Annotated in this window: 11 protein-coding genes; 5 read left to right on the forward strand and 6 right to left on the reverse strand. The window is 68.4% G+C overall.

What is annotated here, in order from left to right; translation table 11 throughout:
* Window positions 1–800: patatin-like phospholipase family protein (locus tag BEN49_RS04735; protein WP_193415768.1), on the reverse strand; the 800-nt coding region annotated here is incomplete at its 3' end.
* A gap of 656 nt (window positions 801–1,456) precedes the next feature.
* Between BEN49_RS04735 and BEN49_RS04740 the strand changes: the two genes are divergently transcribed.
* The 5 genes from BEN49_RS04740 (at window position 1,457) to BEN49_RS04760 (ending at window position 6,401) form a co-directional block, all read left to right on the forward strand.
* A complete protein-coding gene (locus tag BEN49_RS04740; protein ID WP_070741485.1) occupies window positions 1,457–1,960 on the forward strand; it encodes a DinB family protein in 504 nt (167 codons plus the stop codon).
* A gap of 260 nt (window positions 1,961–2,220) precedes the next feature.
* Entirely contained in the window at window positions 2,221–3,936 is a 1,716-nt protein-coding gene (locus BEN49_RS04745) for an IlvD/Edd family dehydratase (RefSeq protein WP_070741488.1), read from the forward strand.
* An 84-nt stretch (window positions 3,937–4,020) separates the two neighbouring features.
* Window positions 4,021–4,782 carry an SDR family NAD(P)-dependent oxidoreductase gene (locus tag BEN49_RS04750; RefSeq protein ID WP_070741506.1) on the forward strand — a complete coding sequence of 254 codons (762 nt, stop codon included), beginning with the start codon at window positions 4,021–4,023 and terminating at the stop codon, window positions 4,780–4,782.
* A 197-nt stretch (window positions 4,783–4,979) separates the two neighbouring features.
* Window positions 4,980–5,510 (forward strand): GAF domain-containing protein, encoded by a 531-nt coding sequence (locus tag BEN49_RS26605; RefSeq protein ID WP_070741489.1) that lies wholly within the window; start codon window positions 4,980–4,982, stop codon window positions 5,508–5,510.
* 375 nt (window positions 5,511–5,885) lie between these two features.
* On the forward strand, window positions 5,886–6,401 hold the full coding sequence (locus BEN49_RS04760) for a DUF4112 domain-containing protein (RefSeq protein WP_070741491.1): 516 nt from the start codon (window positions 5,886–5,888) through the stop codon (window positions 6,399–6,401).
* 115 nt (window positions 6,402–6,516) lie between these two features.
* Here BEN49_RS04760 and BEN49_RS04765 read toward each other — a convergent pair whose 3' ends face one another.
* From BEN49_RS04765 to BEN49_RS28780, 5 genes are all read right to left on the reverse strand, one after another.
* On the reverse strand, window positions 6,517–8,751 hold the full coding sequence (locus tag BEN49_RS04765; RefSeq protein ID WP_070741494.1) for a xanthine dehydrogenase family protein molybdopterin-binding subunit: 2,235 nt from the start codon (window positions 8,749–8,751) through the stop codon (window positions 6,517–6,519).
* A 13-nt stretch (window positions 8,752–8,764) separates the two neighbouring features.
* A complete protein-coding gene (locus BEN49_RS04770) occupies window positions 8,765–9,748 on the reverse strand; it encodes an FAD binding domain-containing protein (RefSeq protein WP_070741497.1) in 984 nt (327 codons plus the stop codon).
* Window positions 9,745–10,377: a (2Fe-2S)-binding protein gene (locus tag BEN49_RS04775; protein ID WP_070741500.1), complete on the reverse strand. Its 633-nt coding sequence runs from the start codon at window positions 10,375–10,377 to the stop codon at window positions 9,745–9,747. The genes BEN49_RS04770 and BEN49_RS04775 overlap by 4 nt, the downstream gene beginning before the upstream one ends.
* A 517-nt stretch (window positions 10,378–10,894) precedes the next feature.
* Complete coding sequence (locus BEN49_RS04780; RefSeq protein WP_204376051.1) at window positions 10,895–11,641, reverse strand: T9SS type B sorting domain-containing protein; 747 nt, start codon at window positions 11,639–11,641, stop codon at window positions 10,895–10,897.
* Window positions 11,629–11,848: hypothetical protein (locus tag BEN49_RS28780; protein WP_204376052.1), on the reverse strand; the 220-nt coding region annotated here is incomplete at its 5' end. The genes BEN49_RS28780 and BEN49_RS04780, both read right to left, overlap by 13 nt.

An 11,848-nucleotide genomic window follows, 5' to 3' on the forward strand; every position in this document is an offset into this window, starting at 1 on the left:
GGGGCCGGCAGGGGCCCGCACCGGGCGTCGAGCGAGTCGCGCAGGGCCCGCAGCGGCGCGTAGGCCACCCGGCCGCGCGCCAGGCCGATGGCCGTGATGGGCCCCGACGCCGAAAAGCTGCCGCTGCTGTAGTCGCCCAGCGGGTAATTCACGAACACGTTGCAGAGCAGCTTCTGGGTTTTGAAATCCGCGTTGTCCTTAAAGGAGGTGATTTGCAGCAGCACGTCGACCGGGCTGCGCAGGGTGGCCTCGGTGTAGGCCCCGGCCGACACGTTGCTGCCGATGACCACGCCTGCGCCCATGGCCCACACCTCCGACACCGGGAAGTTGCGCACGATGCCGCCGTCCACGAGCCGGTGTCCCTGGTAGCGCACCGGCGTGAAAAACGAGGGAATGGCCATGCTGGCCCGCACCGCCGACACGACGTCGCCGCGGCTCAGCACCTCCGGCTCGCCGGAAATCACGTCGGTGGCCACGCAGCGGAACCCGCGCCGGAACTGGCCGAAGTCCTTGGTGCGATACACCGGGAAGAACAACTCGCTGAGCTTGAGCCACAACTCTTCCGACTCGATGACGCCGCTGGTGAACTGGAACCCGCCCTTCACGAACGGCACTTCCAGGGCGTAGCGGCCGAAGTCGTCCTTCTCGGGCAGGGTGATGGTGGGCAGCTGCGCCGCGTTGGTGAGCAGCGCGTCCCAGTCGAGGCCCCCGGCGAGGCGCTCAATCTCGGCGCCCGAGTAGCCCGCCGCGTACAGCCCGCCCACGATGGCGCCCATGCTCGTGCCCGTCACGTAATCCACCTGCACCCGGGCCGAATCCAGGGCAGGGCCTTGGGCAGGCCGATGTGGGCCAGCCCCCGGGCCCCGCCCCCGCTGAGCGTGAGGCCACCCGGGGCCGGGGCCCCGGGAGCCGCTGGGCGCGCAGGGCCCCCGCGCCGGCCAGGAGCGCAACGAGCAACGCAATCCACTTTTTCATAGCACGCAGAAGAAAACAGAAACTGCCAGCCCATAAAGGGCACTCAAACAGCCGTCTAGTAAGGCACTTTCTACTTTGGGTAGCTCAGGAACCGGGGCTAATATATAATATTTATAATTCGATGTAGAACGTTGCTGATCAGCCCGGCCAAAAGAATGCCCGGCGTTGGGCCGCGGTAGGGGCCCAACGCGCCGGCCGGTCCCGGCCGCCGGGCGTCGCAATGGGGCCAACTTGACCTGTGCCCGCGAAAGCAGCGAAAAGCCGAGAAAGCGCGTCGGTTGGTGAAGGCCCGCCGCGCTGGAAGTGGGCCCGGCGCCCGCTGCGCCGCGCATTTCGCCGGCTTCCGGCCGCATTGCTGCCGCTGCCTCCGGCGCTCGTCCTGCGTTGGCAGCAGTAGTTGTGCGTTCATTTGCCCTGCGTCGGCGAGGCTGCAAGGCCCCTGGCCGCGGGTTGATTGCACTCCATTATCCCTTTGACTTTCATGTCCTCACCCACCCCATCCCTCGCCGCGGCCACCACGGCCGTCCGCACCCAACTTCTGCAGCTCCTGGAAGGCCGCCAGGCCCACCTTTCCTTCGACGCCGCCATCGAAGGGTTGCCCGCGCACCTGCGGGGCGTGCAACCCGCCGACTTGCCCTATAGCATCTGGCAGCTGGTTGACCACATCCGCACCGCGCAGTGGGACATCCTGGAGTTTTCTCGCGACGCCACCCACCAGTCGCCGCCCTGGCCGGCCGGCTACTGGACCCCCGACCCGGCCCCCGCCACCGACGCCGCCTGGGACGAGGCCCTGGCCCAAATCGCCCGCGACCGCGCCGCCTTTGAAGCCCTGCTCCACGACCCTGCCCGCGACCTGTACGCGCCCCTGGCCCACGGCGACGGCCAAACGCTGCTACGCGAAGCCCTGCTCATCGCCGACCACAACGCCTACCACTTGGGCCAGATCGTGCTGCTGCGCCGGCTGCTGGGGGCCCCGGCCGGGTAGGGCCGGGTAGGGGCCCTAATAAAGGAATCCCAACGTGCTGCGTTGCGCCGCGGGTGCGCCGGATTGCGGTGCGCAAGGCGGCACGCCCGGCGGGGCGGCGGTACCCGCGCCGTTTGCCCGGAACTGCGTAACATAGGGGCCTAGAACTAACAATGGCTGTTTTCCGGCGCGGCCGCCGCGGGGTACTTGCCTGCTGCTGGCCGGCGCCGGGCACTGGCTTTCCTTCCCACCCGCTTTGGGCCCCGGCCCGCCTCCAACCTGTGGAACAACAACCCTTTAGGAGCCGCCAGTGGTTTGGCCGCACCGGCAAAGACGGCTTTATCTACCGGGCCTGGATGAAAAACCAGGGCATTCCGGCGCATGCCTTCGACGGCCGCCCGGTCATCGGCATCTGCAACACGTGGTCGGAACTGACGCCCTGCAACGCCCACTTCCGCGACCTGGCCGAGGCCGTGAAGCGCGGCGTGTACGAGGCCGGTGGCTTCCCGGTCGAGTTCCCGGTGATGTCGCTCGGCGAGACGCTGATGAAGCCCACGGCCATGCTCTACCGCAACCTGGTGAGCATGGACGTGGAAGAATCCATCCGGGCCAACCCCGTGGACGGCGTGGTGCTGCTCTGCGGCTGCGACAAAACCACCCCGGCCCTGGTGATGGGCGCGTGCAGCGTCGATTTGCCCACGCTGGTGGTCTCGGGCGGCCCCATGCTCACGGGCAACTACCAGGGCCGCGCCATCGGCACCACCGACCTCTGGCGCCTCAGCGAAGCCAGCCGCGCGGGGCTGCTGCCGCAAGACCAGTTCGAGTCCATCGAGGCCAGCATGTGCCGCAGCGCGGGCCACTGCGCCGTGATGGGCACCGCCTCCAGCATGGCCTGCATGGTGGAAGCCCTCGGCCTGTCGCTGCCCCAAAACGCCGCCATTCCAGCCGCCGACGCGCGCCGCAAGGTGCTGGCCCACCTCTCCGGCATGCGCATCGTGGAGATGGTGCGCGAAGACCTGAGGCTGTCGCGCATCCTCACGCGCCCGGCCTTCGAAAACGCCATGATGGCCAACGCCGCCATCGGCGGCTCCACCAACTTCGCCATCCACTTGCTGGCCATTGCGGGCCGCATGGGCGTCGAGTTGGCCCTGGACGACTTCAACCACGTTACGGCGGGCATTCCGTTGCTAGCCAACTTGCAGCCCTCGGGGGAGTTTTTTATGGAAGACCTCTACTACGCCGGGGGCCTGCCCGCCGTGCTGAAGGAGCTGGCGGCCTTCCTGCACAACGACTGCCTGACCGTGAACGGCCGCACCATCGGGCAGAACTGCGCGGCCAGCGAGTGCTACAACCGCGCCGTGGTGGCACCGGTCGACCAGCCGTTCAACCCCGTGGCCGGCATCGTGGTGCTGAAGGGCAACCTGTGCGCCGACGGGGCCGTCATCAAGCCCTCGGCCGCCAGCCCGGCGCTGCTCCAGCACACGGGCCCCGCGCTGGTGTTCGAGAACATCGAGGACTTTAAGGCGCGCATCGACGACCCTGACCTCGACGTGACGGCCGCCAGCGTGCTGGTGCTGAAGAACGTGGGGCCCCGGGGCTACCCCGGCATGCCCGAAGTGGGCAATATGGCCATCCCCGGCAAGCTGCTGGCCCAGGGCGTTACCGACATGGTGCGCATCTCGGACGGGCGCATGAGCGGCACCGCCTTCGGCACCGTGGTGCTGCACGTGGCCCCCGAAGCGGCGGTGGGCGGCGTACTGGGCCTGGTGCAAACCGGCGACGTGATTACCCTCGACGTGCCCAACCGCACCCTGCACGTGGCCCTCTCCGACGCCGAGCTGGCGCAGCGCCGGGCTCAGGGCCCCCGCGCCGATGCGCTGGCCAGCCGGGGCTACGTGCGGCTGTTTCAGCAGCACGTGCAGCAGGCCCACCTGGGGGCCGACTTTGATTTTCTGCGCGGTGGCTCGGGCAGCGCCGTCATCCGCGATTCGCACTGACCCGCCGGCTGGCCGCCGCGCCGGGCCGTGGTTCGGTATGGATAAAATTGTTGATAATCAAGCAGAAAGTCGTTGTCCTCCATGATGCGTTTTGAAAATAAAGTAGCCATCGTAACGGGCGCGGGCCAGGGCATTGGCTTCGAAATAGCCCGGCAGCTGGCCTGCGAAGGGGCCCACGTGCTGCTCAACGACCTGGACGCCGACCTAACGGCGGCGGCCAGCGCGCGCATCCAGGGCCAAGCGGCGGGCACCTGCTGGCCGCTGGCCGGCGACGCGGGCGACCTGGCGTTCATCCACGCCCTGGTGGCCGACGCCACGGCCCGCTTCGGCCGCCTCGACGTCGTGGTGGCCAATGCCGGCATCACCCTGTTCGGTGATTTCCTAACGTACCCGCCCGCGTCGTTCTTCAAAGTGCTGCAACTGAACCTGGGGGGTACTTTCTTCCTGGCTCAGGCCGCCGCCAACCAGATGAAGCAGCAGGCCCATGGCGGGGCGTTGCTGTTCACGTCCTCCGTCACCGGTCACCAGGCCCACAAGCAGCTCGCCGCCTACGGCATGAGCAAGGCCGCCCTGGAAATGCTGGCCAAAAGCCTGGTCATCGAGCTCTCGGCCCACGGCATCACCGTGAATACGGTCGCGCCCGGCGCCACCCTCACCGAGCGCACGCAAGACGACCCCGCCTACGAAGCCACGTGGCAAAAGCTGACCCCCATGGGCCGGCCCGCCACCGTGGCCGACATTGCGCAGGCCGCCCTGTTCCTCGTGTCCGACCACGCCCGCCACATCACGGGCCAGAGCATAGTGGTCGACGGCGGCTGGACGAGCACCAGCCCGGGGCCCACCTAGGGCTTCCCCGCCGTTGCTCTGGGCCCCCGACTGCAGCCGTGCCCACCCATTCGCACGGGTTTGGGGCCCCGGGGCGGGTAGGCCCACGCGGCGGGCGCTGGCCGCCGATGCCGCACGCCGGGGCCCTAAAATGCGGCCGGTCCCGGCCGCGGATGGCCGGCGCCCGTACCAGTTCCCAGTTGTTTTAGCTCCGTCCCATGCCCGATTCTTCCCTCGCCGAACTCGCCGCCGCCCTGGCCGCCGATGCTTCGCCCGCCGACGCCCTGCAACACGCCCTCGACCTGGTGGGGCCCCACCTGCGCGCCGACCGCTGCTTTCTCTATGTGCGCGACCCCGCCCAGGGCCGCGGCCGCATCGCCCTGGTTTGGCGCCTAGACGAGGCCGTGCCCGACCCGCGCCACGACTGGCAAGACGACACCGGCGACCTGCCGCAGCAAGACCCGCTGTTCCGCGCCGCGCTGGCCGCCCGCCCCTCCGTGTTCGTCGACGACGTGCTAGAGGCGGGCCCCGAGGTGCTCAACCAGGAATTTGAGCGCACCACCTTCGGCCACCGGGCCCTGGTACACGCCCATATCACCGACCACGGCCAGCTCTGGTGCATCTTGCAGCCCTGCGTGTTCGGCCACCCGCGCCACTGGACCGCCGCCGAACGCGCCTACCTCGACGCCGCCGTGCCGCTGTTCCTGCCCGTGGTGCAGGCCTACATGCGCAGCCTCGGGAAGGTTTAGCCGTCCGGGCTGCGCACCAGACTTGGCAAGCGTGAAATACTATTTTTCAACCGCTTAGCACCACTGCCTCCTCGGGTGTTGCCCGGCGTTCTTTGCCCGTTGGGCCCGCCGCCGGGTCGCTGCGCGGGGCCCCGGCCCGCCGGCAGGCCGGGCCCCGCGCTTCCAGCTTTTAACCCTAAATGGCCGCCGCCATCAGCGCCGGAAACCGGGCCGGCGTGCGGGCGAAGCTTGGGATGCCCCGCGCCGCCGGCTGCTCGGCCAGGTGGCGGTTGAAGCTGGGGCCCCGGTCGGGTAAGGGCGGGGGGCCTTTGCGTCCTTCCGAGCTGCTGGGGCGTATAGCCCCCGCTCATTGCTCCCCAACCAGTGCCTTTGCCGATGCCCACGCTCCCCCGCCCCGCCGTGCCCGCTCCCCTCGACCTTGACGCGCGTCTGCGTTGGGTCGAGCACGTGGCCCGCCTCATGGACAGCCAGTTCCGGCTGCCCGGCACCCGTTTTCGCTTCGGCCTCGACCCCTTGCTCGGCCTCATTCCCATCGTGGGCGACCTGTCTTCAACTGCCGTGTCGGTAGCCTTACTGCTGACCATGCTGCGCCACGGCGCCAGCGGGGCGGTGGTGGTGCGCATGGCCCTCAACATTTTACTTGATACCGTCGTCGGGGCGGTCCCCGTCCTCGGCAACATTTTCGACTTCGCCTACAAAAGCAACGAGCGCAACGTGGCCCTGCTGCGCCGCCACTACGCCGAGGGCCGGCACGCGGGCAGCGGCAGGGGCCTGGTGGCCTTGCTGCTGCTGGCCTTCCTGGCCGTCGCGGGCCTGGTGGCCTGGGGCAGCGTGGCCCTGCTGGGTTGGGCGTGGCATTACTTCAGTGCGCACCCCATCTTGGGCGCATAAGCCGCGCCACCCACAAAAAAGTCCGGCTTGGTGCGAACCAAGCCGGGCTTTTTTGTGGGTGGCTGCCTTTCTTATGGCGCAAATCGGGTCGGCTGCCATGCCGCCGGCCCCGCCATTACACCAGCTTGTCGGGCGTAATGGGCAGCTCGCGCACGCGCTTGCCGGTGGCGTTGAACACGGCGTTGGCAATGGCCGGGGCCACGCCGATGGTGGCAATTTCGCCGATGCCCTTGGTGCCCAGCGCGTTCACGTGGTAGTCGGGCTGGTTGACGAAAAACACCTCCACGGCCGGCGCGTCGGCGTGCACGGGCACGTGGTAGTCGGCAAAGTCTTTGGTGACGTAGCGGCCGTAGCGGTCGTCGATGATGGCGTGCTCCATCAGGGCCATGCCGATGCCGCCCACCGCGCCGCCCTTCATCTGGTTGGCGGCGGTTTTCTGGTTGATGATGGTGCCCGCGTCGGCGCACGACACCAGCTTGCTGACGCGCACCTCGCCGGTGAGCACGTGCACCCGCACCTCGGCGAAGTGCACCGAAAACGAGTACATCGAGTACGCCTGGCCTTCGCTGCCGGGCTTCGCTTCCACCACCACGGCCGTGCCGCCCACCTGCTTCAGCAGGTCGGCGTAGGGCACCCGGGCCGCGGCGTTGGTGCTCAGCGTGAGGTAGCCGTCGGCCAGCACCACGTCTTCCTTCTTCGCCGCAGCGAAGGCGGCGTTGCCGGTGGCGGCCAGCTGGCGCAGCTTGTCTTTGAGGGCCAGGCAGGCCTCTTGCACGGCCGGGCCCACGCTGTTCACCGTGGACGAGCCGCCCTGGGTGCCCGCCTGCGGGTAGTCGGAGTGGCCCAGCTCAAATCGGATGTTTTGGGGCGGCAGCCCGAGGGTGTCGGCGGCAATCTGGGTCATGGCCGTGCCCGTGCCGGGGCCAATGTCGGTGGTGGCGCATTGCAGCAGCACCGTGCCACCCGGCAGCAGCTGGGCGCTGGCGTGGGCCCCGCCACGGTGCGCCCCGAACGTGCCCACGCCCATGCCGTAGCCCACCAGCCAGTCGCCGTCGCGCAGCGCGCCGGGCTCCAGCTTGCGCTTGCTCCAGCCGACGCGCTCGGCCCCCGCCTGGTAGCACTCCTTCAGGAACTTGGTGCTCCAGGGCTTGCCGTTTTCCGGGTCCTGGTCGGTGTAGTTGCGCAGGCGGAACTCCATGGGGTCGAGCTTGAGCAGGTACGCCATTTCGTCCATCGCCGACTCCAGGGCAAAGGCGCCGGTGGCCTCGCCGGGGCCCCGCATCCAGATGGGCGAGCCGATGTCCAGGGCCGCCAGGCGGTAGCGCGTGGTCAGGTTGGGCGACTGGTACATCATCCGCGTCTGGGCCAGCGTCGATTCGGTAAACTCCTCGTAGGTAGAAGTCTGGCCGATGCTCTCGTGCGTGATGGCCGTGATTTTGCCGTCGGCCGTGGCGCTCATGCCCAGCTTCTGCCAGGTGTGGGGCCGGTAGCCCACCATCGTAAACATCTGCTCGCGGGTCAGCATCAGCTGCACCGGCCGGTTCACCACCTTGGCGGCAATAATGGCGGCCGACTCGTGCGGCCAGCTGTGCAAGGCGTTGCCGAAGGCCCCGCCCACGAAGGTGGCGATGACCTTCACGTTCGCTTCGGGCAGGTTCCACTCCTTGGCAAAGTCGCGGCGCGTGGCCAGGGTGCCCTGCGTCTTGTCGTAAATCGTCAGGCGGTCGGGCGCTTCCCAGTGGGCCGTGATGGCTTGCAGCTCCATCGGGTGGTGCACCTCGGTCGGAATCACGTACTCGTTTTCCAGCTTGATGGCCCCGCTCCGGTAGGCGTCGGCCTGCCCGCGCTGGTAGTCGGCCATCGGCGACTTCGGGTTCTTCTGGGCCGAGGTCGGCAAGAAGGCCCGCGGCTTGTTGGCCTCCAGGTTGGTCTGGTGCTGCTCCTGGGCGTACTGCGCCTTCACCAGCCCCGCCGCGTAGCGGGCGCGCTCCAGCGTGTCGGCCACCACCAGGGCAATGGGCTGGTCGTTGAAGCGGATTTTGTCGTCGTGGAAGATTTTCAGCGGTCCGCCCACCGTGGCCGGCTGCGACGGGTCTTTGCCCACCGTGTCGAAGCCCGGCACCTTGGGCGAGTTGAGGTGGGTGACCACGGCCAGCACGCCCGGCGCGCCCGCCGCGGCCTTGGTGTCGAGGCCCGTGATGCGGCCCTTGGCGATGGTGCTGCCCACCAGCACGGCGTAGGCGAGGCCCGGCAGCTTGTACTCGGCCGAGTAGGTGGCCGCGCCGGTCACTTTCAGGCGGCCATCCACCCGGCTCATCGGCGCTCCAATTTGCTTTTCTGGCGTTTTCATATGCACTCGGGGATTAAGCCGCCGCGGCGGTTTTGAGGGCTTGCACGATGGCGTTGGGGCCCATCTTCAGCTTGTAAGCGTTGTATTTGAAGGCCTTGGCGCCCTGCATGGCCACGGCGGCGGCCTGCCGGAACGTTTCTTCCGTGGCGGGCTTGCCCACCAAGGCCTGCTCGGCCGCGGCCAGGCGCCAGGGCTTGTGGGCCACGCCGCCCATGGCCAGCCGCGCGGCTTTGATGGTGTTGGTGCCGTCGATGTCGAGCGCCGCCGCCACCGACAGCAGCGCGAAGGCGTAGCTGGCCCGCTCGCGCACCTTCTGGTAGTGCACGTGCTTGGTGAAGGGCCCGTCCGGAATATCTACGGCGGTTATCAGCTCGCCGGGCTCCAGGTTGGTGTCCTTTTCGGGCGTGTCGCCGGGCAGGCGGTGGAAGTCGGCGAAGGGAATGCTGCGGGGGCCCTTGGGCCCGCTCACCTGCACGGTCGCGTCCAGCGCCACCAGCGCCACGCTCATGTCCGAAGGGTGCACGGCAATGCACTTGTCGCTGAAGCCGAAGATGGCGTGCATCCGGTTGACGCCTTCCAGCGCGCCGCAGCCGGTGCCCGGTGCGCGCTTGTTGCACGGCATCGACGTGTCGTAGAAGTACGCGCAGCGGGTGCGCTGCAGCATGTTGCCGCCCACGGTGGCCATGTTGCGCAGCTGCGGCGAGGCCCCTGCGTTCAGCGCCAGCGCCAGCAGCGGCTGCCGGGCGCGCACCTGCGGGTCGTCGGCCACGGCCGAGTTCAACGCCAGGGCCCCGATGCGCAGGCCGCCCGCCTGGCGCTCGATCTGGGCCAGGGGCAGGCGGTTGATGTCAACCAGCTTCTGGGGCGTCATCACCCCGCGCTTCATCAGGTCCACCAGGTTGGTGCCGCCGGCGATGAACTTGGCGTTCGGGTCCTTGGCTACCGCGTCGATGGCGGCCTGCGGCTTGGTGGGCCGCACGTATTGGAACGGATTCATACTTTTTGCCCTCCTTGCTTGACGTCCTGAATGGCGGCCACGATGTTGGCGTAGGCCCCGCAGCGGCAGATGTTGCCGCTCATGTACTCTCGAATCTCGCCCTCCGAGCCGGCGTGGCCCTCGCGCACGCAGGCCACGGCGCTCATGATCTGGCCCGGCGTGCAGTACCCGCACTGGAAGCCGTCGTGCTTCACGAACGCCTCCTGCATCGGGTGCAGGTCGTCGCCCTTGGCCAGCCCCTCGATGGTCGTGATTTCCTGGCCGTCGTGCATCACGGCAAAGCTCAGGCAGCTGTTCACGCGCTGGCCGTTCACGTGCACGGTGCAGGCCCCGCACTGGCCATAGTCGCAGCCTTTTTTGGTGCCCGTCAGGTGCAGCTGCTCGCGCAGCAGGTCCAGCAGCGTGGCGCGCGGCTCCACCGAGAGCTTCTGCTTCACGCCGTTGACCTTCAGGCTCAGCGGCACTTTTTCGAACGCGTCGGCAATCCGCTCGTCAAACTTGGCGGCGGCGGCGTCCACCACCTGGCCCGGCACCAGGGCCAGGGCCGTGAGCAGCGACGACTGCTTGAGGAAAGTACGCCGGTTTTCGTCGTGGTTAGCCGGCACGTCCGGCTCAGGATTCGTGGCCATAAGGAAAGAAAGGAAAAATGAGCGTTAAATAATTAGTCAAAGCCCTTCGCAGCGCGCGACGGGAACAGGAAGGCGCAAACCGCTCGGTAAAATTGAACAGTTTGCCGGGGCTGGCCACGCTTGCCAGCTTCCCCACCCGGGCGGGGGCGTGGCGCGGGCCCGGTTTACGGTAGTACGAAGACTGCTTAAGCAGCGATGTCGGATTAGATTTTTTTCACTGCCCTGGCCGGAACGCCCGCCGCGATGCTGTTGGCCGGAACGCCCTTGGTTACCCCCGCGCCGGCCGCTGCAAGGGCATTCCCCCGATGGTAACGCCGGGCGTTGCCGTGGCATTCGCCCCAAGCCACGCATTGCACGCATTGGCTTTAACGGGGATGGGGCGGGAACACGGGCTCTTGCGCTGGGCGGGGCCCTGGGAATGATTGGTGGTGATGAGGTTTGCTTTTGGGCCAATTAATCCGTTGAGATCTGGCAGGCCCTGTTCCTTTGTCTGCGCGGCGCACCGGCCAGCGGGCCATCAGCGAATGACTTCTACCCATCCTTTTATCCGCGGGCTGGCGCAAAGCTGCTCGTTCTCCAGCACGTAGTAGTACAGCCCCGCCGGGGCCCCGGCCGCCGCCCACTCGTTGGCGTACGCGGCGGTTTGGTACACCAGCCGGCCCCAGCGGTTGTAGAGGCGCAGCCGCGTGCCGGCCAGCAAACCCGGTACCACCCAGCGGTCGTTCAGGCCATCGCCATTGGGCGTTATCACGTTGGGCAGGGGGCCCCCGAGGGCCACGCCCACCGCCGTTACCGTGTAGCCCAACCGGTAGCCACAGCCGCCCAAGGTGCGCGCCCGCACCTCGTAGCGGCCCGGGGCCGTCACGGCCAGGGAAGGGCCGGTGGCCCCCGTGTTCCAGGCAAAGGCGCTGCCGGCCGGGGCCCCCAGCACCCGCAGTGTGCGGCTGCCCGCCTGGCAATCGGCTGAGTCGGCCACGAGCTGCACCCCGGCCGCCGCGGCCAGCGAATCGGGGCAGGGCAACGGCCGGGTGATGCGGGCCAGGAAGCCGTCGTAAGTGGTCGTGGCCAGCGGGCCAATTTGGTCCCCCAGGCGGGCCCCCTGGCAAAAGGCGCCGCTCACCAGCAGGTGCTCGTTGTCCAGCACCTGCACGTCGCCCGCCGTGTCGTCGTCCGAAAAGGGGTACCCCGTGCCGCCCGGCCCGCCGTAGCCGCCGGCCGTGCTCACCCACTGCCAGCGCCCGTCTACGCCGCTCAGCTGGGCCACGTAAATGTCTGGTCCCGCGCCCAGGCTTTTGCACGTCGGGCAGCTGCCCAAAGCGGCCCCGCCCCGAAAAGCTGTTGGTCAGCACCTGTCGTCGTCCGAAAAGGGGTACCCGTGCCGCCCGGCCCGCCGTAGCCGCCGGCCGTGCTCACCCACTGCCAGCGCCCGTCTACGCCGCTCAGCTGGGCCACGTAAATGTCTGGTCCCGCG

Origin of the sequence: Hymenobacter coccineus, assembly GCF_001816125.1 — a bacterium.
Taxonomy (GTDB): Bacteria; Bacteroidota; Bacteroidia; order Cytophagales; family Hymenobacteraceae; genus Hymenobacter; species Hymenobacter coccineus.

Bases quoted from the DNA above. Each gene is read 5' to 3' on its own strand.
- BEN49_RS04740 (WP_070741485.1), top strand. From the start codon at position 1,457: ATGTCCTCACCCACCCCATCCCTCGCCGCGGCCACCACGGCCGTCCGC.
- BEN49_RS04750 (WP_070741506.1), top strand. From the start codon at position 4,021: ATGCGTTTTGAAAATAAAGTAGCCATCGTAACGGGCGCGGGCCAGGGC.
- BEN49_RS26605 (WP_070741489.1), top strand. From the start codon at position 4,980: ATGCCCGATTCTTCCCTCGCCGAACTCGCCGCCGCCCTGGCCGCCGAT.
- BEN49_RS04760 (WP_070741491.1), top strand. From the start codon at position 5,886: ATGCCCACGCTCCCCCGCCCCGCCGTGCCCGCTCCCCTCGACCTTGAC.
- BEN49_RS04765 (WP_070741494.1), bottom strand. From the start codon at position 8,751: ATGAAAACGCCAGAAAAGCAAATTGGAGCGCCGATGAGCCGGGTGGAT.
- BEN49_RS04770 (WP_070741497.1), bottom strand. From the start codon at position 9,748: ATGAATCCGTTCCAATACGTGCGGCCCACCAAGCCGCAGGCCGCCATC.
- BEN49_RS04775 (WP_070741500.1), bottom strand. From the start codon at position 10,377: ATGGCCACGAATCCTGAGCCGGACGTGCCGGCTAACCACGACGAAAAC.